The organism is Kribbella albertanoniae, from assembly GCF_004348455.1.
GTDB classification, from domain to species: domain Bacteria; phylum Actinomycetota; class Actinomycetes; order Propionibacteriales; family Kribbellaceae; genus Kribbella; species Kribbella albertanoniae.
Window position 1 is genome coordinate 1 of the sequence record NZ_SMKA01000150.1, and the last position, 21,791, is coordinate 21,791.

The window sequence follows — 21,791 nt, forward strand, 5'->3', positions numbered from 1 at the left end:
GGTTGTACTTCCGGGGGTCTGCGGGGCTGGAGTTGCAGGTTCCGGTGCATTTGCGGATCGGGCCGGTGGAGGTTCAGGGGCTGACGTTGTCGGTCGGGGCCGGGAGTGAGGGGATTCCGGTCGGGGTGGGGACGACGTTCAAGGTGGCGTTCGGGCCTTTGCAGGCGGTGGTTGAGGACATCGGGGTGCGGGCGACGTTCGCGATCCGGCCGGACGGGGACGGGAACCTCGGGCCGCTGGATGTGTCGTTCGGGTTCAAGCCGCCGACGGGGGTCGGGCTCTCGGTCGATGCGGGGGTGATCAGTGGTGGGGGTTACCTGTCGTTCGATCCGGAGAAGGGGGAGTACGCCGGGGCGCTTGAGCTGGAGTTCGCGAACTTCCTGGAGCTGAAGGCGATCGGGCTGATCAGCACGAAGAAGCCGGACGGGAGCGACGGGTTCTCGCTGCTGATCGTGATCGCGACCGAGTTCGGTGGTGGCGGGATCCAGCTCGGGTACGGGTTCACGTTGCTGGCGGTCGGTGGGCTGGTGGGGCTGAACCGGGGGATGAACCTGGACGCGCTGGCGCAGGGGGTGCGCAGCGGGGCGATCGAGTCGGTGATGTTCCCGAAGGACGTGGTCGCGAACGCGCCGCGGATCCTGAGTGATCTGCGGACGTTCTTCCCGGCCGAGGACGGGAAGTTCCTGATCGGGCCGATGGCGAAAATTGGGTGGGGTACGCCGTCGATCGTGACGGTGTCGCTCGGCGTCATCATCGAGATCCCGGGCAACATCGCGATCGTCGGGGTGCTGAAGTGCCTGCTGCCGACCAAGGAGCTGCCGCTGCTGGTGCTGCAGGTGAACTTCGCCGGGGCGATCGAGTTCGACAAGTCGCGGTTGTGGTTCTTCGCGGAGCTGTTCGAGTCGCGGATCCTGTTCATGTCGATCGAGGGCGGCATCGGGCTGCTGGTCGGCTGGGGCGACGATGCCGAGCTGGTGCTGACGGTCGGTGGGTTCCACCCGGCCTTCCAGCCGCCGGCGCTGCCGTTCCCGGTCCCGCGGCGGCTGGCGATCGACATCCTCAACAACGGCGTCGCCAGGATCCGGGTCGAGGGGTACTTCGCGATCACCAGCAACTCGGTGCAGTTCGGGGCGCATGCCGAGCTGACGCTGGGGTTCGACGACTTCGGGATCCACGGGCACCTCGGGTTCGACGCGCTGTTCCGGTTCTCACCGTTCGCGTTCGTGATCGAGGTCGCGGCCGGGGTGTCGCTGAAGGCCTTCGGGGTCGGGCTGTTCGGGATCGACCTGCACTTCGTGCTCGAGGGGCCGTCGCCGTTCCGGGCCCACGGGCGGGGATCGATCTCGCTGCTGTTCTTCGAGATCTCGGCCGATTTCGACATCACCTGGGGCGAGGAGCACAACACCGTGCTGCCGCCGATCGACGTACTGCCGTTGCTGGTTTCGGAGATCGGCAAGGTGGACGGCTGGCGCACGCAGTTGCCGACCGGTGGCACCAAGCCGTTGGTGACGTTGCGGCAGCTCGACCCGACCGAGGATCTGGTGCTGCATCCGATGGGGACCTTGACCGTGCAGCAGCGCGCGATTCCGCTCGGGGTCCGGCTGGATCGGGTCGGTCAGCAGGCGCCGCGCGACGGCAACCGTTTCACCGTCGAGCCGGCGCCGAACAGCGGCCTGGTCCAGGTGACCGCGACCGACGACCAGTTCGCGATGGCGCAGTACCAGACCATGGACGACGCGACCAAGCTGAGCCGGCCGGCCTACGAGCGGCAGGACGCCGGGATCGAGCTGACGGCCGAGCAGAGCGCGACCGAGATCGCCAGGTCGAGGTTCGTCCGCCGGAGCTCGCGTTACGAACTGCGGATCCTGGACAACAAACGCAAGCCCAAGCCGCGCCGTACCGAACCGTTGGCCACTGTCAGCGCCGCGGCCAAGCCGAAGTCGAAGTACTACCAGCCCGATCCGGCGGTCTTCGATCGGTTGCTCGCCGGCAACAGCGTGAGTACGTCGCCCCTGTCGCAGCAGCGTGCCAAGCAGTTGCAGCCGTTCGACGACGCGGTCAGGATCCCCGGCCGCCGGTATGTCGTCGCCTACGCCCGCGACAACTCGCAGGCCTTCTTCCCGGGCAGTACGGCGACCAGCTTCCGGAGCGCATCAGCCGCGACTGACGCGCTGCGCGACCGGGTCGGCAAGGACCCGCGGCTCGCCGGCAAGCTGCACGTGATCCCGGTCGACGAAGCACACGGTACGGCGCCTGTGCCGGAGCGCTGGTCGTCCGCGGGCACGCTGCCGGTGACGACCACCGGCTCGCCGATGGTTGCCCTGAACAACGGCAAGGTCCTGTACGCCGGTGGTACGACGCCGGACGGTGTTCCGACCAGGTCCGGTGGACTGTTCGAGGTGGACACCGCGACCTGGACGACGCCCGGTGAGCTCACGGTCGCGCGCGACGGACACACTCTCACCACCTTGCTGAACGGACGGGCCCTGGCCATCGGCGGCACTGGCACCGAAACCTCGGCCGAGATCTTCGACCCCGTCACCAACACCTGGTCCGCCGTACCGGACCCGCTCACGGTCGGTCGTTCCGGGCACACGGCGACGCGGCTCAAGAGCGGCCTGGTCCTGATCGCCGGCGGCACCAGCACCGACGGCCGTGCCCTCGCGTCAGCAGAACTGTTCGATCCGGCGACTCGCAAGTGGACGGCCGTCCCTTCGATGAGCGAGGCAAGGACCGACCACCAGGCGGTGCTGATCGGTGAGCAGGTGCTTGTCATCGGCGGTCGCCGGCCGACCGGCGACACGCAGTCGGCGCCGATCGCCTTCTGCGAAATCTTCAACCCGGCCGACAAGACGTGGACGGTGACCGCAGATCTGACTGCACCGCGCAGCGGGCACCAGGCGACGCTGCTGGCCGACGGCGGAGTGCTGGTGACCGGTGGCGATGCCTCCGGCGTCGCGGTGGCGCGGCGGTTCGATCCGGCCAGTCAGCGCACTGCCGAGGTTTATCGGGACGGCGTCTGGAAGCGGGTCAAGGATCTGCCGACCGGACGTAGCCACCACCACAGCATCCGGATCGCGTCGGGGGAGGTGGTCGTGATCGGCGGTTCCACCGGTCCGGCCCACGATGCCGGCTTCCGCTCGGTCCTCGTCTACCACCCGGCCAAGGACACCTGGCGCAGCACGGGCCCGCTCGGCACCGGCCGTACCGACTTCGCCGCTGCACTGCTCCCCGACGGTCGCCTGCTGGTTGCCGGCGGCATCGAACGGAGCACGGTCAGCGTCTCGACCGCCGAGCTTTTCACGCCCTGATGGAGGACTCAGTCATGACCTGGAAGCCCACGAAGGACCCGCTGAGCACGGCCACGGCCTGGACCGGACAGGACGACACGGCGGTCGTGCTGTCCGAGAAGCGGGTGCTGGTGGCCGGTGGCGCCGACGCAGGAGGGAAGGCCCTGGACAAGTCGGCGTTCTACGCGGTCGGCACGGACGAGTGGACCGAGACCCTGCCGCTGACCCAGGCCCGGCGCCTGCACTCCATGACGTTGCTCAAGGACGACGTGGTGCTGGTCGCCGGTGGGATCAGCGGCGCGGCCACCTTCCCGTCGGACGGATCGAAGAAGGCCGAGCTGTACGTCCCGAAGGACAAGAAGTGGGTCGGCACCGGGGAGATGAAGGTCGGCCGCTGGGGGCACAGCGCTGTCGTCCTCTCCGACGGCCGGGTCCTGGTGACCGGCGGCCGCAACCGTCGTTCGCCCCAGTCACACGGCGCGTTGGCCTCGGCCGAGATCTTCAAGCCCGGCGACGGCACCTGGTCCGACGCGGCGCCGATGCTCGACGCCCGCAGCGGTCACCAGTCGATCCTGCTCAGCAACAATCTGGTCCTCGTCATCGGCGGCAGTACGCCGGTCTCCGGTACGGCGGACGCCGCCCTCGCGTACTGCGAGCTGTACGACGCGGTCAAGAACACCTGGACGGCGACCGGAAGTCTCGCCGTACCGCGGACCGGGCATCAGGCAGTCGAGCTGAGCGACAACACCGTGCTGGTCGTCGGTGGGCATTCACCCGGCGGTCCGGGGGACGGCACCTACAACCCGTTCAGCTTGCAGTCCACCGAGCTCTATACGCCTGGTTCGGGACAGTGGGCGGCCGGCCCGGCGCTGCCGTACGGCCGCAGCGGGCACCGCGCTGTCGCGCTGGCGGACAAGGAGGCATTGGTTGCCGGAGGCACCGATGGCGCGACCGCCGACATCGGCTACCCGAACGCCTTGCGGTACAAGCTGGTCAACGGCAGGCCCGCCTGGGAGTCGGCCGGTCAGCTGGCCGCCGGCCGGTTCGGCTTCGCGGCGGCCGCGGTCGACGGCAAGGTGGTCGTCATCGGTGGGGTCACCCGCTCCGGACCGGCCGCGGCCGAGCCCGGTAAGGACGAGCTGACCGCGACGGCCGAAGTCTGGAGCCCGGCGTGAGTGAGGACGGGTCCTACTACTCCTTCCTGCCCTTCCTGCGCACCGGGATCGCCACCAAGATCACCGGCGGGACGGGTGCGTCCGGCCGGGCGACGGTCCCGGTCGGCCTTCGGCTGCAGGCCGACGGCGGTGCGCCGCAGGACATCACGAAGGACGTCGAGCTGTACGGCCCCGGCGATGTGATCGGTATCGACCCGCGAGCGATCGTCCGCACCGAACCCCGGTCCTGGGTCACCAACGTCGAGCCGAACTACCTGGCCCACATCGAGTTCTACGACGAGGACTTCCTCTGGCGCTACAGCCCGGCCGGGATCGATCCGGAGACCGGCCGGATCCGTCCGTGGCTGGCGCTGGTAGTGCTGGCCGCGGGGCCTGACGGTGCGGACGGCGGCGAGTTCACCGACGGCGCCGTGACCGGCCGCCCGCTGCCGTTCATCACCGTCAACAACCCCAACGCGCTACCGAATCCGTACAAGCTGGGCGCCTGGGCGCATGTCCACGTCAACGGTCCGCTCGCCGACGGCGTGCTCGCGGACAACAAGGAAGCTGCGATGGCGCGCTTCCAGCAAGTACTCCGGACGAACGCCGATCTCGCTTGTTCGCGGTTGCTGTCGCCGCGGCATCTGTTGCCCAGTACTGGCTACCACGCGTTCCTCGTACCGTCCTTCGAGGCCGGCCGGCTCGCGGGCCTGGGGCTGGATCCCCGCAAGACGCCGTCGGCGGAGTACCCGAGTTGGGGCGGCGAAGACGGCAACTACGACCCGGAGGAAGCAGCCAGCCTGCCGTACTACCACCGCTGGTACTTCAGCACCGGCACCAAAGGTGACTTCGAGGACCTGGTCCGGCTGTTGCAGCCGCGCGAGCAGAACCCCCTGGTCGCCCGGCGCGACGTCGACGCCCACAACCCGCCGCACCCACTGCTCCCCGGCATCACGACCACGACCGAACCGCCCGGCGTACTGCGGCTCGGTGGCGCCCTGCGGGTGATCGGAACCAAGCACGACGCGTACGACGACTGGGACAAGGCGAGCTTCCCGCAGCCGTTCCAGCGCAAGCTCGCCGAGTGGATCAACCTGGCCGGCGACTACCAGGCGACCGGTGTGACGAAGGCACACACCAGGTACGACGCCGGCGCCGGAGCGTTGCTCGCGGACGACGACCCGATCATCACGCCACCGCTGTACGGGCGCTGGCACGCGATGACCGCGCGACTGGACGTCGACGGTCCGCTCAAGCGGGCGTGGTTGCACAAGCTCAACCTGGACCCACGGTTCCGGATGGCGGCGAACTTCGGCACTCAGGTGGTGAAGGAGCGCCAGGAGGAACTGATGGCAGCGGCCTGGGCGCAGGTCGGTGACGTGATCGCTGCGAACGCGAAGATCCGCGCCGCCCAGCTGGCCCGGCAGGTCGCCGGCCGGATCCAGACCAAGCACCTCGAGGAACCGGCCACGACCACCCGCGTCCCTTCGAGGTCCGGGCGGGCGCTGACCCTGACAGCGCCCGCCCATCCCCGCGTCACCACTGAGGTCCCGGTCGGCAACGGCCTGACGGAAGCGGTCGAGACCGTTGCCGTCGGCTACCACCTGGCCGGGAGCCGGGTGGCGGCCGCGCCGGTGTCGGCGCCGATGCGCCGGATGATGCGACCCGGCCGGCTGATGCGGGCGCTCGACTTCGAGCACGCGCCGCCACCGGCTGAGCTGATCACGCTGATCGACGAGGGCACTGTGGTCGCTGCGCCGCCGAAGACGCCGCCGGGCGGGCTGACTGCGGATCGGCTGGCGACGCACGCAGCCCAGTTCGCCGTCGAGGCGGTCGCCGACGACCGGCTCGAGCAGGCGCTGGCCGATGTCGCGCGCAGTTTCGTCGACGCGGCCGCCGGTGCCGAGGTGCCCGTGCGCCCCGAACTCGGGGTCGTAGCGACGACCGGCGCCGTACAGACCGGGTTGTCCGCGGAGACGACGGTCCCGCGGAGCTTGCTCGACTCGGTGCGGCTGCCACCGCGGTTGCGCCCGTTCGCGGACAAGTTCATCGAGGCGATGGCCTACCCGGTCTTCGACGAACCGATGTACGAGTCGCTGCTGAAGCTGTCGCCGGATCTGTTCGTGCCGAACATCGGGCTGGTCGAACAGAACAGCATCACGCTGCTGGAGACCGACCAGGAGTTCATCGAGTCCTACCTGGTCGGCCTCAACCACGAGTTCGCCCGGGAGTTGCTGTGGCGGGAGTTCCCGACGGACCTGCGCGGTACGCCGTTCCGTCAGTTCTGGGACGTCAATACGATCCCGGGTCCGCGCGAGCAGCTCTACGACATTCCGCCCGTCCACGAGTGGACACCGGAGTCGGTGCTCGGCGGTCACGACCATCGCGAGGCCACCAAGGAGAACGAGGATGAACTGGTCCTGGTGATCCGGGGCGACCTGCTGAAGAAGTACCCCACCGCCGCGATCTACGCGCAGAAGGCGAAGTGGGAGCTGAAGAACGGGCAGCCCGACCTCAGCCGGGAGCGGGACCTGGACACCGAGATCCGGACTCCGATCTACGCCGCCAAGGTGGAGCCGGACATCTACCTGCTCGGCTTCGACCTGACCGCGAAGCAGGCCAAGGGCGGACCGCAGCAGCCGGGCGATCCCGAGCCCGGCGACGCCGGCTGGTTCTTCGTGATCAAGGAGCGGCCGGGGGAGTTGCGGTTCGGGCTGGACGAGAGTGCGACCGGGAACGTCGAGGTCTGGAACGACCTGGCCTGGGGCAACGTGGACCCGAACCGGACCGGGTTCATCGATCTGAGCGAGGAAGTCCTGGTGAAGCTGGCGGACTTCAACGACCCGGATGACCCCGACCCGAACGACGACGAGGAGAAGGAAGTCCAGAAGCTCGACGACCAGGCGCTGCCGGATTGGCACTGGAGGCTGAGCTCCGCCGACCTGGCCTACATGTTGTTCCAGGTTCCGATTCTGATGGCCGTGCACGCCCAGGAGATGCTGCCCTGATGACCGAAGAACTGCCCGCGGACCGGTTGTCCGACGACTACCCGGTGCTGCTCGGTCCGGTCCGGCTGGAGACCCGGTTCACCGAGACCCATCTGCTGGTCCGGGTGTTCCCCGACGAGTGGTCGATCGACAAGTTCGAGAAGCTGCCGACCGAGGCCGAGTTCGGCGCGGTATCGGCGTACTGGACTGCTGTCTGGATGGCGGGTGGCAACCAGGCCGCGGTGCAGGCGGCGTGGCAGCAGCTGACCACGCAGATCGCGATCGGGCGCGCCGGCTGGTTGGTCGGCGAACATGATCCGGCCAACCCGGCGGACCGGCCGACCACGACCGGGCCGATCCTCGTCATCAACAGCCCGGTGGCCTTGCCGACCGCCGACCGGCAGCCGACGACGACGTACTGGACGTCGATCTGGCGGGCTCGCGGTGATCGCGGCGCGATCCGGACCGCCGACTTCACCCTGCTCACAGCCGTCGGTCCCGACCGGGCGGAGGCGATCCGTGCGCGCCGTCCGGTCGGGATCGACAACATCCCGGCCGGCGCCGGCGATGCGGTGACGGTCGCCTTCCTCGTGCTCCCACGGCCTGCGGTGTTCGCGCCGTTCTCGTGGGCGCGGGCGGCCGAGGCCCGGCTGCTGCCGGACCGGTTCATGTTCATCGGTTACCGCGGCGATCGTCAGGTCTTCGCTTTCCCGGGGGCCTCGCTGTCGCAGCAGCGGCTCGCCGTCAGCCCGGACCCGAAGACGCCTCGCGAGGACCAGCTGCAGATCGACGAGCACACCCGCGAGCTGCATGTCCCGGACAAGCTGCTCTGGCTGACGAACTTCCAGCGCGCGGTCGACCTCGGCATGGGCATCCGGATCAAACGCGAGGGCGACTACGCGGACGGTGTCGACCGGCTGGTCGTCATCGGGCTGCGGACCGGCTCGACACCCGAGCTGGAGGCTGCCGAGCTCGGGAGCCTGATCACCGATCAGCTCCGGAGTTCCGATGCGTTCTCGTTCGTTGCCCAAGGCACCCCAACCAACAACACCGAGGAGCGCGCCGCCGGACAGGTCAGCACCGACGCGGCACCTGCCGCCCGGCCGGCCCTGGCGGCCGACGCGGCGGCCAAGTCCGACGGGCAGTGGTACGCCGAGCTGCTCGGCCTCGACCCCGCCCAGGTGATGGCCGTGCCGAACGCGGACGGCACCGATCAGCAGGACGCCCGCGCCGCGAACACCGCGCTCTGGCCGGCCACCTGGGGCAACTTCCTCGCGACCACTCTGCACCCGATGCTGCCGGCCGCCGCGGTCGAGCAGACCCGGCAGTTCTTCTTGCGCTCGGTGACCGGCCGCGGACCGCTGCCCGCCGTACGGATCGGACGGCAGCCGTACGGCGTGCTGCCGACGACCGCGTTCCGGAAGCTGGCCTGGCCGGAGACCGACTTCCGTTCCGGGCTCAAGCGCGTGGTGAGCACGATCGGCGAAGACTGGGATCGCGCGGCACTCGACGTACCGCATCTCGACACCCCGCGGCAGGCTCATCAGTTGCTGCTCGACATCCTGGCGCTGCATCCGTCGTCGGCCGAGTTCCACCAGCGGTACTCGCGCAGCGCCGCGGAGATCCTGCGTGGTGCGAGTCTCGACGTGCTGGACGAGCTCGCCGGGCCGGACGAGATCCGCGCGCTGCTGCGCAGACTCGGGTACGCCGGGACCGACCCCGACGTGATCGGGCGCCTGCCGCTGGAAACGCAGTACCCGTTGCTCGGACCGCTGATCGAGGACGGGCCGCTGTCGGAGACCAAGCCGCTGCGCAAGGACTACCTGACCTGGCTCACGACGTACGGCGGTAGCAACCTGGACGTGATCCGTCTCGAGGACGGGCTGGACGGCAACCCGCCCGCGGCGATCCTCTACCTGCTGTTGCGGCACGCCCTGCTGCTCGGCTGGGAGGACGCGGCGCGGCAGCTCGCGGCGCGGGTAGGAATCGACGTGCCGACGACGGATCCGGACTTCATCCACATCGCCACCGGTTCGATCCCGAGCGAGAGCCGGTACCGGACGCTGTACTCGCGGATCGAGGCGATCGACCCGGCGAAGACCATCGCGGAGTACATCCCGGGTGTGCTGGACACAGCGACCGAGACCGCACGGCTCCGCGAGCAGCTGCAAGCGATCGGCCACTTGGCCAAGCTGCCGACGGCCAAGCTCGAGCGGGTCCTGACCGAGCATCTGGACCTGGCGACGTACCGGCTGGACGCCTGGCGAACCGGTCTGGTCACCGAACGCCTGGCCGAGCTGCGCTACCAGGCCGACGGGACCGTGAAGCGTGGCGTGCACATCGGTGCGTACGGGTGGCTCGACGGCGTCAAGCCGCGCAATCCGCCGCTGCCTGGGAAGACGCTGACCGGCGAGCTGGCGAAGGTCTTCACCGACGACGATCCACGGCCGCTGCGCGAGGACACCACCAACGGGGGCTACATCCACGCGCCCTCGATGAGCCACGCCACGACAGCCGCCGTACTGCGGGCCGGGTATCAGGCCAATCGCAGTGCGACCGATCCCGAGACGTTCGCGATCAACCTGACCAGCGAGCGGATCCGGATCGCGCTGTCCGTGCTGGACTCGATGCGCCAGGGCCAGTCGCTGGGCGCCGTCCTCGGCTACCGCTTGGAGCGCGGTCTGCACGACCGGCACACCGATGTCGAGCTGGACGAGTTCATCTTCTCCCTGCGGCAGGAGTTCCCGCTGCGCACCGGCAAGCTGACCAAGGCACCGGACGGTACGAAAATCGAGGTGCTGGAGGCACGGAACGTCGTCGACGGCCTCGAGCTGATCCGTAAGGTGGCTCCGCTGGGCCCCGACGCCCTGTATCCGTGGGGCCTGCCGAAGCTGCGGCAGGCCAGCGAGACCCAGGCCAAGATGATCACCGCGGAGGTCAAGAAGCTGATCGACGTCCAGGACGCGCTCGCCGACCTGGCCGTTGCCGAGGGCACCCATCAGGCGCTGATGGGGAACCCGGAACGGGCCTCGGCGACCCTGGACGCCTACGCCAAGGAAGGGCTGCCGCCGGACCCGGCGGTGATCAGGACGCCGCGCAGCGGTCACACGCTGACCCATCGCTTCGGTCTCAACCTGCGCACCGATCTCGATCCGGACGACCGGCCCACGCCGCGCGGCAAGGCCGAGCCGGCGGTCGACATCTGGCTACCGGACATCGTGCCCCCCGCCGGCACCGTGCAGGTGATGGTTCGCTGGAAGGCGCCGGACGGTACTCCGAAGAGCCGCATCGTCAGCCAGGCAGACCTCGGGCTGGCGCCGATCGACCTGCTCTGGGCGCTCCGCCCGCAGCACGAGGGCGCGCTGACCGACCTCGACGACCGGATCCTCGGCGCGGTCATTGCGCGGGACAGACCGCGGCCGGACGCCGAGCTGACGATCCACTACACCGAGCGGATCCCGGGCGCGGTCACCTTCTTCGAGCTGTCCCCGCTGATCGACGCGCTGCGCACCCTGCTGACGACCTCCCGGCCGCTGCGATCCACCGACCTGACGCCGGCGGCCGGTGCCGCGGTGGTCGAGCGGTCCGCGGACGAGAACGTCGTACTGGACAAGAACCGGGTCGTCGCCGTGCTCGAGAGCCTCGGCGAACTGCGGACCCGGTCGAAGGCCTTCGAGGACAAGGTCACCCCGCTGCTGGTCGAGCCGGTGCAGCGCGCCAAGCTGGTCGCCCAGATCGACAGCCTGCTCAGCGAGTACGCCGGTCTCGGCGTTACCGCGAGCGGATTCGGAATGGTGCGGAGCAACTGGGGTGAGCTGTCCCGCTGGCGCGGTGAGGTGTACGGCGAGGTGCTGGCCGCGGCGAAGGTGGTCCACGAGCGGATGAAGGGTTCGCTCAAGGCCGCCGACGACCTCCTGAAGGTGTACGACGCGTTGCCGTCGAACACGCCCGATGACGCGCGGTTCCGGTTGCTGCTGCAGGTCGAGCGGCTGCTGCTCACCACGTCGGTCCCGGCGAGCAGCCCACTGGCGCTCCGCACCCGGCTGCGGATCGACCGGTCGGACTTCGACCGCCGGCGCGGTGAGTACGAGGCGCTGGCGAAGACCACGGAGCCGACGCTCAGCGGCTTGCTGGCCGCCATCGGCAAGCTGCCGCTCGCCAAGTTCGATGCCACCGGCATCGATCTGACGCCGTTCGAGGACCGGATCATCGGCACCGCCACCGATCTGCGCGACCGGGCCAAGACCCTGGGCGAAGAGATCGACGAGCGGGTCAAGAACGTCGCCGTGGAGATCGCCAAGTACGACGCCGCCGTGCCCGGGCCGGATCGGGTGCTGGCGGCAACCGATGCGCTGAAGATCCTGCTCGGTGAGGACGTGCTCGTGATCCCGGAGTTCGGCGTACCGGCCGGTGCGCTCGACCAGTGGCAGAACAGCCGGGACGAGAGCTCCCAGCTGCTCGCACACCTGCCCAGGTTCGCCATCGACGACTGGGCACACGGAGTGGCACGGGTTCGGGAGAAGCCGCGGTGGTGGGAACAGGTCGTGCTGCTCAGTGATGCGCTGCGCGGTGACGGCGGGCTGCTCGGGCCGATCTTCGGCTGGCGCGAGCCCGAGCTGACGCCGGTCCAGTTGCCGTACCGCGACGAGGACAGCTGGCTGGGGCTCGAGTTCAAGGCCGGCTACAAGCTCGACGAGGACAAGCTGCTCTACACCGCGCACTATGCGGATCGCTCGATGGACGGCGAGCGGTACTGCGGTTTGCTCCTCGACGAGTGGACCGAGGTGATCCCGGCGACGACCGAGTCCAGCGGTATCGCGTTGAACTACGACGGACCGGATTCCGAACCTCCGCAGACCATGCTGCTGGTCGCACCGCCGGTACGGACCGGCAAGTGGAGCTGGTCCGATCTCGTCGATGCGGTCAACGACACCTATCAGCTGGCCAAGGTCCGGGCGGTCGAGCCCGCGCAGCTGGACCGGACGGCGTACGGGCAGTTGCTCCCGGCCACTGTGCTGTCGGCGACCCGGCAGCAGATCACCATCAGTACCGACCTGGCGACCGGCAACCTGCGCTGGAAAGCCGAAGCCCTGGGGGCGAAATGAGTGCGGAACCACCCGTCCGGATCGACGAGCTGGAGGCGGCGCTGCGGGATCGCGTGCTGCCGACCGTCGGGTTGTGGAACCGGCTTGAAGGACGACCGCGGACGACGGACTTCAGCCGGGCATTGCGGGCCGAGGTGCGCGATCCGTTGTGGATGCTGAGCCGGCAGTGGCAGCTCGGCGAGTTCCGCGGGTCGGATGGTGGATCGCCGGTGACAGCGACGTACCACGTCGAGGTGACCACGCCGTCGGTGTTCCGGGCGGGGGCGGACGGTGTCGTTCAGCCGTTGACGGCCGCCGATCCGCTGGAGGCCCGGGCCGAGCGGCGGCGGGTTCCGTTCACGATCGGGACCGACCGGATCTCCTACGACCTGCGGCTGGCGATCGGCCGGCGCTGGCTGAAGCTGATCGGCTCGAACGACCTGATCCCGACGCTGCTCGGGCTCGGAGACAAATACCGGACGCGCTGGCCGATCGCCGTACCGAATCCTGATCTCGACCTCGACAGTCCGCGGATCGCTCATCCGGAGGTGTGGTCGGCGCAGCAGACGGTCGCGGGGCGCCGGCTGGACGGGTACGAGCTGTATCTCCATTGCAAGAACGGCGGCCTGGCCGACGACGGGATCACCGGCTTGCTGGTCCCGCTGGTCCGAGGCGAGCTGCGCAAGCTCGGCAAGGTTCTGGTCGAGTGGTTCGACGGGTTGATCGACCAGCCGGCCGACAACGGTGCGTGGGACTCGAGCCGGCTGGAGCACCGGTTCTCGGTCGCGGCCCGGACCGGCACCGGGGAGCGCGTGCTGACCGCCGAGGAGTATCCCGGCGGTGAGCTGGACTGGCACGCGTTCTCGATCGACCCGGACGCCACCCTGGGTGGCGCGGCACCGCCGTCCGCGCCGATCACGACGACGGTCTTCCCGGCGCCGGTGCGGTTCTCCGGGATGCCGCTACCGCGCTGGTGGGCCTTCGAGGACGGCCGGACGAACTTCGCCGCCGTCAGCCCGGACAGCACCGACCTGGCCCGGCTCGTCTTCCTCGAGTTCGCACTCGTCTACAGCAACGACTGGTACGTCGTTCCGTGCGATCTGCCGGCCGGTGCCATCGCCACGGTGCAGGGGCTCGCGGTCACCGACGTGTTCGAGGAGCGGCTGTGGATCACCCCGGCCGGTGCCGGTGACGATCAGGACAGCCGTCGCTGGGCGATGTTCGGCCTGGACACCATCGGGTCCGAGCACGTCTCCGCTGACACCAGCCTGTACCTGCCGGCCACGGTTCCGAAGGTGAGTGAGGGGCCCGCGCTGGAGGAGGCGATGCTGGTCCGGGACGAGAACGCGAATATGGTCTGGGCGATCGAGCAGACCGTTCCGCTCGCCACGGGGCGCGGCCGGCGCGGAAGCGAGGTTGCCGCCGAGCGAACGGCGTACCGGCGCAAGTTCTGGCCGGAGATCGTGCCGGACGACCCGCGCGCTCCGGTCTCCTACGAGACGATGAGTTCGGTGCCGGACAACTGGATCCCGTTCGTCCCCGTCCAGGTGGAAGGCAGCAACCGCACGATCCAGCTCCGCCGCGGCGCGATGCTCGGCATCGACGGCGAGCCGGTCCGCCCACAGACCAGCCTGCTGCGCGAAGGACTGGTCGCGAACAAGGGCAAGTACCTCGTCCACGAGGAGGAGGTCCCGCGCACCGGCACCCTGCTCACCACCGCCTACAACCGCACCCGCTGGCGCGACGGCTCCGTCGCACTCTGGCTCAGTGCCAAACGCTCCAGCGGCCGTGGCGAGGCCTCAAGCGGCCTGGCCTTCGACCGCTTGATCGACACTCCGCCTAAACAGTGATCTGGGAGCCGACGATCACTACCTGTTCGCGGGGGAGGTGGAAGTACTCGGCGGCGTCGGCGGTGATGGCGGTGGTGGCGAGGAAGACGCGTTTGCGCCAGCGGGGCATGTCGGTGGTGTCGCCCAGTTTGAGTTCGATGGCGGAGAGGAAGTAGGAGGTGTCGTCGGGGTCGATGGTGAGTTCGGTGCTGTGGGCGGCGGCTTGTTCGAGGATCTCGGGGACGTTGGCGGTCTCGACGTAGCCGAGGCGGGCGGTGACGTGGATGATGCCGTCGTCGGTGTAGCCGAGGTCGTCGACCAGGACTCGCTCGTCGGCGGGGACGTGCGGGACGGTGAGGGTCTCGATGGAGAGGATCACCACGTTCTTGTGCAGGACGTGGTTGTGCTCGACGTTGGCGCGCATCGCCAGTGGGACGGTGGTGTTGCCGCGGTTCAGGAAGACCGCCGTACCGTCGACGCGGGTGAGTGGGCGTTCGTGCAGGGTGTCGATGAACTCGCGGAGCGGGCCCTCTTCGCGTTCGCGCTTGGCGGTGACGAGCTGGCGGCCTTGTTGCCAGGTCGTCAGGACGAGGAAGACGGTGAGCGCGATCAGCAGCGGCAGCCAGGCGCCGTGCACGAACTTGGTCAGGTTCGCGCCGAGGAAGAGCAGCTCGACGGTGAGGAAGACGGCGGCACCGAGAATGACCATCCACAACGGCTTCTGCCACTGCTTCCGGACGATGTAGAAGAACAGCAGCGAGTTGATGACGATCGTCCCGGTGACCGCCATCCCGAAGGCGAACGCCAGCGCGGCCGAGGTCTCGAACGCGAAGACCAGCGTGAGTACGGCGATCATCAGCGCCCAGTTCACCCAGGGAACATAGATCTGGCCGGCTGTCTCGGTCGAGGTGTACTGGATCCGCAGCCGCGGCAGGTAGCCGAGCTGGACGGCCTGGTGGGCGACCGAGAACGCACCGGTGATGACTGCCTGCGACGCGATCACGGTCGCGGCCGTCGCCAGCACCACCATCGGGATCCGGCCCCACTCGGGCACCAGCAGGAAGAACGGGCTGGTGTAGCCGTTCGGGTCCTCCAGCACCAGCGCACCCTGGCCGAGGTAGCTGATGATGCAGGCCGGGAAGACGAGGAACAGCCACGCCCGCGTGATTGGCTGACGGCCGAAGTGTCCGAGGTCGGCGTACAGGGCTTCAGCACCGGTGATCGCCAGTACGACGGCCGCCAGCGCGAAGAAGGCGGTCCCGAAATGCCCCGTCAGGAACCCGATCGCGTACGTCGGCGAGAGCGCCTTGAGGATCGTCGGGTGGTCGAGGATGCCGCCGATCCCGCAGACCGCGATCGCCAGGAACCAGACGATCATGATCGGCCCGAACGAGCGGCCGATCCGCGCACTGCCGTGCTTCTGCACACTGAACAGCCCGATGATGATGACCGCGGTGATCGGCACCACCCAGTCATCCAGGCCGGGCTGGATCACCTTGACGCCCTCGACCGCGGACAGCACCGAGATGGCCGGCGTGATCATCGAGTCACCGAAGAACAGCGACGCGCCGAAGATGCCGAGCCCGGCCAGGATCACCGTCGTACGGCGGCTACTCGTGCGCGGGATGTTCTGGATCAGGGTGATCATCGCCAGGATGCCGCCCTCGCCGTGGTTGTCGGCCCGCAGCACCAGCAGCACGTACTTGATCGTCACGATGATCGTGACCGCCCAGAAGATCAGCGAGATGATCCCGTAGACGTTCTGGGTGGCGGTCTCCACCGGGTGCGGGTCACCCGGGTTGAAGATCGTCTGGATCGTGTAGATCGGACTGGTCCCGATGTCGCCGAAGACGACGCCGAGGGCGCCGATCATCAAAGCGGCCTTGGCCGGGGTCCGGGCCCCCGTGGTCTGGCTCGTCACGATTTGCATTGAACCACGCGTCCGGGACGGCTCCCGGAGGGCGTGCGGGTCAGCGTTTCTGCGGACCCCGGATCGCCACGTAGATCAGCGAGATCCCGAAGGCGGCGACGATCGGGCCGACGATGGCCCACAGCGAACTACCGGTCATCGAGCTGCCCTTGAGATAGCCCAGTCCCTGCAACGCCCAGACGGCGCCGAGCACGGTCAGCAGTACACCGAAGGCAATCGCGACGATCTTTCCCATGCACGGAGGTTAGTCGAGAAGTTCGTTGCACAGGGCTACGAGTTGCTCGCGGAGCGGCCGGGCGCGCTGCGCGAAGGTCCGCTGGGCGGCGGCGTACTCGGCCTTGCCTTCTGTCGTTTCGATCCGGACCGGGTCATAACCCAGCGGTGCCAGGTCATAGGGCGAGGCGCGCATGTCGAGCGTGCGGATGTCGCGGGCGAGCTCGAAACAGTCCAGAACAAGTGCGCTCGGCGTGAACGGCGCGAGCTTGGTGGCCCATTTGTAGAGGTCCATGTTGGCGTGCAGGCAGCCGCCCTGCTCGAGCTGCGGCTGGGCCTCGCGGGTCGGCTGCAGGACGTTCAGTGGCCGGGCCGCGTCGGTGAAGAACCGGAAGGCGTCGAAGTGCGAGCAGCCGATCTTGTGCGACTCGACCACCTGATCGGTGCCCTCGGCCCCCAACCGCAACGGCCACTTCTGATGCCGTACGGCGTCCGTCCGGTACACCATCGCCCATTCGTGCAACCCGAAACACCCGAACTGCGGTTGGCGGTCCAGCGTGGCGCCCAGCAGCCCGCGGATCCAGGTGATGCTGTCGGTACGCCGGTCGATCTCGGCGGGATCGAGTTGCGCAGCGCCATCGATCACCACATAGCCACGGCGTTCGGCGTACTCGGGGGCCTCGAGCAACCGGAGACCGGGGCCTGGGTGCCAGACGCGGAGCTGGTTAGGCCGGGCGGAGTAGTAGGTGAACAGGAAGTCCTCGACCGGATGTGATTCGCGGCGCTGCTTACGGGCGAGATGGCCGGCCAGGAGCGCATCGGCCCGCGCTGTGTGAGCGAGCTGGAGCGGCTCCCAGTCAGATCTGAGCAGAGTAGTCACAGGTCGAGTGAGAACGCGTAGAGGTCCAGGCCGGGAATCGGCGACCAGTCCCGCTCGGGCAGCCGGGTGAAGCCGAGTCGCTCGTAGATGCGGTGGGCGGTCGTCATAGCCACAGCGCTGCTGAGAACGATGCGCGGCAGTCCGAGCTCACGGGTGCGCTCGATGCACTGCGAGGTCAGTAGGGTCCCGATCCCGAGCCCACGCGCGCGTCCGGCGACTCCGAGCATCCGGAACTCGCCCTCGTGATCCAGCCCGATCTCGCGGTAGACCGAGCCCGGCGGGCAGTAGGTCACTGTGCCGAGCAGGCCGTCGGAGTCCGCGGCGACCCACAGTTCAGCCTTGGCTGCCCGATCGGCCGCAGCACGCAGCGTCACCGCGTACTCACCGCGGACGAAACCGTCGTGCGAGTACGCGTCCACGGTCAGGTCGCCGACGGCGTCGTACTCGTCCGGCCGGGCCTGGCGGATGTCCCAAGTCACCGCACCACTGTCTCATTCCAGTACGACGGTAGGCTCGGCCCGTGCGTATCGCCAGATTCTCCGTCGACGACGAACCCAAGTACGGCCTCGTCGAGACCGACGACCCCGAAGGCCTCAGCGGCACCGTCGCCCTGCTCGACTCCGACCCGCTCTACCGGCCGGTCCAGCTCACCGGGGAGACGCTGCAGCTGGCCGACGTCCGGCTGCTGGCCCCGGTGATCCCGCGCAGCAAGGTGGTCTGTGTCGGCCGCAACTACGCCGCGCACGCCGCCGAGCTGGGCAACGAGGTGCCGAAGGAGCCGTTGATCTTCCTGAAGCCGAACACCTCGGTGGTCGGCCCGCTGGACGGCATCGTCTACCCCGAGCAGACCAACGACCTGCAGTTCGAGGGTGAGCTGGCGATCGTGATCGGCCGGATCTGCCGCGATCTGCCCAAGGAGCGCGCCGAGGAAGTGATCTTCGGCTACACGATCGCGAACGACGTGACCGCGCGCGACCTGCAGAAGTCCGACGGGCAGTGGGCCCGCGCCAAGGGGTACGACACGTTCTGCCCGCTCGGCCCGTGGATCCAGACCGACCTCGACGTGGCGGATCTGCGGGTGACCACGACCCTGAACGGCGAGACCAAGCAGGACGGGCGGACGTCGCAGTTCATCTTCGACATCCCGACCGTGCTGGCCTACGTCACCTCGTTCACCACGCTGCTGCCCGGCGACGTCGTACTGACCGGGACGCCCGCGGGTGTCGGTCCGATGCTGCCCGGCGACTCGGTCTCGATCACCGTCGAAGGCCTCGGCACCCTGACGAACAGGGTGATCGTGCGTGACTGAGCGGCCCGCTCGCGACGACTCCGGCGTCCTGGGCGGCCTGGCTCCGGCAGATGTCCGGGTGCGGTTCCCACCGTCCCCGACCGGCCTGCTCACCGTCGGCAACATCCGCAGTGCCTTGTTCAACTGGGCCTTTGCCCGGCACTACGGCGGCACGCTCGTACTGCGGATCGAGGACACCGACCAGGCCCGGAACACGCCCGAGGCGCTCGACTACACCCTCGACGCGCTGCGCTGGCTGGGCCTGACCTGGGACGAGGGCCCCGAGGCCGGTGGCGACCACGGCCCGTACCTGCAGTCCGAGCGGATGCAGATCTACGCCGACATCGTCGGCAAGCTGATGGTCACCGGCAAGGCGTACCACTGCTACTGCTCGCAGGAGGAGCTCGACGACCGCCGCGAGACCGCGCGGTCGGCCGGACAGCCCAGCGGGTACGACGGTCACTGCCGCGCGCTGACCGCCGAGCAGGTGAAGGCCTTCCTCGACGAGGGCCGCCGGCCGGTCGTCCGGCTGCGGATGCCGGACCGGCCGATCGTGTTCGACGACCTGGTCCGCGGCGAGATCACCTTCCTCCCTGAGAACCTCGGCGACTACGTCCTGGTCCGCGCCAACGGCTACCCGCTCTACCCGCTGGTGAACCCGGTCGACGACGCGCTGATGAACATCACCCACGTCCTGCGCGGTGAGGACCTGCTCTCCTCGACGCCCCGGCAGATCGCGCTCTACGAAGCGCTCGCCGAGATCGGCATCGGCAGCGGCCGGACCCCGCGGTTCGGGCACCTACCGATGGTGATGGGGCCCGAGGGCAACAAGAAGCTGTCCAAGCGTGATGCCGGTGCCGGGCTGGACGAGTACCGCACCCAGGGCTTCCTGCCGGAAGGCTTGCTGAACTACCTCGCTCTGCTCGGCTGGTCGATCGCCGACGACCGCGACGTGTTCACGCTGGCGGAGATGATCGCGGCGTTCGACATCCGCAAGGTGAACTCGAACGCGGCCCGCTTCGACCAGAAGAAGTGTGAGGCGATCAACGCCGCCCACATGCGAATGCTCCCGCAGGACGAGTTCGCCGCGCGGACGGTCCCGTTCCTGGTCGCGGCCGGGTACCTGCCGGCGGTGCCGAGCGACGAACAGCTCGCCGTACTGCGGGCCGCCGTACCGCTGGTGCAAGAGCGGATGGACGCGTTCGCGGAGTCGGTCGAGCTGCTCGGCTTCTTGTTTGCGGGGGACCACTTCGTGATTGAGCCGGACGCCGCAGCGAAGGTGCTGGCCGGTGACGCCGGCACTGTGCTGGAGGCGTCGGCGCGCGCACTCGAAGGCGTCGAGTGGACCACCGCGGCGATCGAGGCCGCACTCCGGGCCTCGCTGGTCGACGGTCTCGGCCTGAAACCGAAGAAGGCGTTCGGCCCGGTCCGCGTGGCCGTCTCCGGCCGCCGAGTCTCGCCACCCCTGTTCGAATCGATGGAGCTGCTCGGCCGGGAGACCTCGCTCCGGCGGATCGAGCAGGCGCTGGTGAAGGTGGAGCACTGATGGGCCCGACGTACCAACGACTGCTGAAGAACGACCAGGCTCCGGCCGGGTACGTCGTCCTCGGCGCACTGACGATCTGGGTCGGCTGGGCGATCGCGTCGATCGTCTTCATCTCGTCCGCCCGGGCGATCCGCCAGGACCCGGCCGGCACGATCTCGTGGATCACGCTGCTGGCCAACAACCTGTCGCTGGCCGCGTTCATCCCGCTGAGTTTCATCGTGGCGCAGCGGTTGAACCGGCAGGCGCCCGGCCTGCTGTCCTCGGTGCTCGGGCGGATCCGCTGGCGACCGCTCGCCTGGTTCGCCGCGGCCGCCGTACTGGTTGAGTTGTTGTCGCTGCTCGCGATCAAGATCCTCGGCATCGAGCTGCTCGGTAAGGGTGATGGGCCGGCGCCGGATGCCGCGGCGGTCATCGTGGTCGTGTTGCTGACCTCGACGATCCAGTCGGCGGGGGAGGAGTACTACTACCGCGGCTACCTGCTGCAGGCGTGCGGCGCCCTGCTGCGCAACCCGCTGGTGGCAGTCCTCGTCACCACCGTGCTCTTCACCATGGCGCACAACGTGTTGCCCTGGCAGAGCCCGGCGCTGTTCCTGGACCGCTTCGCCTTCGGGCTGGTCGCGGCGATGCTCGCAATCCGCACCGGCGGCCTCGAGGCGGGCATCGCCGCCCACGCCGCCAACAACGTGGTCACCTTCGTGTACGCCGCTCTGACCGACAGCGTCGGCGCCAGTATCGGAGCGAAGGAAGCCCCGTGGTCGCTGGTCCTCGTCGACATCGCGAAGTTCGCGCTCTTCGGTGCGATCGCCCTCTGGATCGGCAAGCGAATGAAGGTCGAAACCACCTGCGAGCTGCCCTTGGCGCAAACCCCGAGGCTGGTGTGACCGGAGTGACAACCCGCCGCCGGGGCCTCGTTTTGGTGTCCGGCACCTGGCTCGGGTAAGCTCTCCGAGCCGGGTTGGTGAGGGCGGAAACGAACTCTTCAACCCAGTGAAATGCCTTTGGGGTATGGGGTAATTGGCAGCCCGTCTGATTCTGGTTCAGTTAGTCTAGGTTCGAGTCCTAGTACCCCAGCGGATTGGACCGCACCGATGAAAATCGGTAAAGTTCAACCTCGTTGCCCGGCCCGCAAGGGCCGGTCGGCACACCTCTGGCCCCGTTGTGTAGCGGCCTAGCACGCCGCCCTCTCAAGGCGGTAGCGCGGGTTCGAATCCCGTCGGGGCTACCAGAGACAAAGACCCCCAACCACCCGGTTGGGGGTCTTTTGCATCCCCACCAAATTTCCCCCCACCTTGAGCACCCCTCAACCACCCTTGCCGGGCAAATGCGGTTGATCCGTGCCCAAGGTGACCCAGCCCCCGACCTTGAGCACCCCTCAACCATCGCCGCACCAGAAACGTGGCTGATGCGTGCCCAAGGTGCCGCGGTGCGACTTTGGGCACGGTTCGATCATGTGGGCGGGGTGGGGGTGGTTGACCGGTGCTCAAGGTGGTCCAGCGCGCCGACTTTGGGCACGGGTCGATCATGTGGGCGGGGTGGATGTGGTTGACCGGTGCTCAAGGTGCCTCGGTACGGCGTTGGGCACGGGGCGGC

Annotated in this window: 12 protein-coding genes and 2 tRNA genes; 10 read left to right on the forward strand and 4 right to left on the reverse strand. The window is 68.6% G+C overall.

The features are described from left to right. The 5 genes from E1261_RS27060 to E1261_RS27080 all read left to right on the forward strand — a co-directional run. A partial coding sequence (locus E1261_RS27060; RefSeq protein WP_132411307.1) for a kelch motif-containing protein occupies nt 1-3,311 on the forward strand: 3,311 nt, incomplete at its 5' end. 14 nt (nt 3,312-3,325) lie between these two features. Continuing rightward, complete coding sequence (locus tag E1261_RS27065; RefSeq protein WP_165952671.1) at nt 3,326-4,465, forward strand: Kelch repeat-containing protein; 1,140 nt, start codon at nt 3,326-3,328, stop codon at nt 4,463-4,465. Then, a complete protein-coding gene (locus E1261_RS27070; RefSeq protein WP_132411311.1) occupies nt 4,462-7,452 on the forward strand; it encodes a hypothetical protein in 2,991 nt (996 codons plus the stop codon). Before E1261_RS27065 ends, E1261_RS27070 begins: the two co-directional genes overlap by 4 nt. After that, nucleotides 7,452-12,536, forward strand: coding sequence for a hypothetical protein (locus tag E1261_RS27075; protein WP_132411313.1), 5,085 nt, complete (start codon nt 7,452-7,454; stop codon nt 12,534-12,536). The genes E1261_RS27070 and E1261_RS27075 overlap by 1 nt, the downstream gene beginning before the upstream one ends. Further along, nucleotides 12,533-14,365: a hypothetical protein gene (locus E1261_RS27080; protein WP_132411315.1), complete on the forward strand. Its 1,833-nt coding sequence runs from the start codon at nt 12,533-12,535 to the stop codon at nt 14,363-14,365. The genes E1261_RS27075 and E1261_RS27080 overlap by 4 nt, the downstream gene beginning before the upstream one ends. Here the strand turns inward: E1261_RS27080 and E1261_RS27085 are convergent. From E1261_RS27085 to E1261_RS27100, 4 genes are read right to left on the reverse strand one after another with little or no spacing between them, the layout of a single operon-like run. Then, nucleotides 14,355-16,265: a potassium transporter Kup gene (locus tag E1261_RS27085; protein WP_238176447.1), complete on the reverse strand. Its 1,911-nt coding sequence runs from the start codon at nt 16,263-16,265 to the stop codon at nt 14,355-14,357. The two genes, E1261_RS27080 and E1261_RS27085, sit on opposite strands and share 11 nt — an antisense overlap. A gap of 49 nt (nt 16,266-16,314) precedes the next feature. Further along, on the reverse strand, nt 16,315-16,509 hold the full coding sequence (locus E1261_RS27090) for a hypothetical protein (RefSeq protein ID WP_132411317.1): 195 nt from the start codon (nt 16,507-16,509) through the stop codon (nt 16,315-16,317). Nucleotides 16,510-16,518: 9 nt separating this feature from the next. Continuing rightward, nucleotides 16,519-17,367 carry a 3-methyladenine DNA glycosylase gene (locus E1261_RS27095; protein ID WP_132411319.1) on the reverse strand — a complete coding sequence of 283 codons (849 nt, stop codon included), beginning with the start codon at nt 17,365-17,367 and terminating at the stop codon, nt 16,519-16,521. After that, a complete protein-coding gene (locus E1261_RS27100; RefSeq protein ID WP_132411321.1) occupies nt 17,364-17,846 on the reverse strand; it encodes a GNAT family N-acetyltransferase in 483 nt (160 codons plus the stop codon). The genes E1261_RS27095 and E1261_RS27100 overlap by 4 nt, the downstream gene beginning before the upstream one ends. A 41-nt stretch (nt 17,847-17,887) precedes the next feature. Here E1261_RS27100 and E1261_RS27105 point away from each other — a divergent pair, with 41 nt between their 5' ends. The 5 genes from E1261_RS27105 to E1261_RS27125 all read left to right on the forward strand — a co-directional run bounded on the left by E1261_RS27105 (nt 17,888) and on the right by E1261_RS27125 (nt 21,426). Further along, entirely contained in the window at nt 17,888-18,676 is a 789-nt protein-coding gene (locus E1261_RS27105) for a fumarylacetoacetate hydrolase family protein (RefSeq protein WP_132411323.1), read from the forward strand. Further along, the gene (gene gltX / locus E1261_RS27110) at nt 18,669-20,201 is read left to right on the forward strand and encodes a glutamate--tRNA ligase (RefSeq protein ID WP_132411325.1); all 1,533 of its coding nucleotides are present in this window, start codon (nt 18,669-18,671) and stop codon (nt 20,199-20,201) included. The genes E1261_RS27105 and gltX overlap by 8 nt, the downstream gene beginning before the upstream one ends. After that, a complete protein-coding gene (locus E1261_RS27115; RefSeq protein ID WP_132411327.1) occupies nt 20,201-21,082 on the forward strand; it encodes a CPBP family intramembrane glutamic endopeptidase in 882 nt (293 codons plus the stop codon). The genes gltX and E1261_RS27115 overlap by 1 nt, the downstream gene beginning before the upstream one ends. A 118-nt stretch (nt 21,083-21,200) precedes the next feature. Continuing rightward, nucleotides 21,201-21,272: transfer RNA gene (locus tag E1261_RS27120), tRNA-Gln, on the forward strand. 78 nt (nt 21,273-21,350) lie between these two features. Then, nucleotides 21,351-21,426, forward strand: a tRNA-Glu gene (locus E1261_RS27125). Nucleotides 21,427-21,791 lie beyond the last annotated feature (365 nt).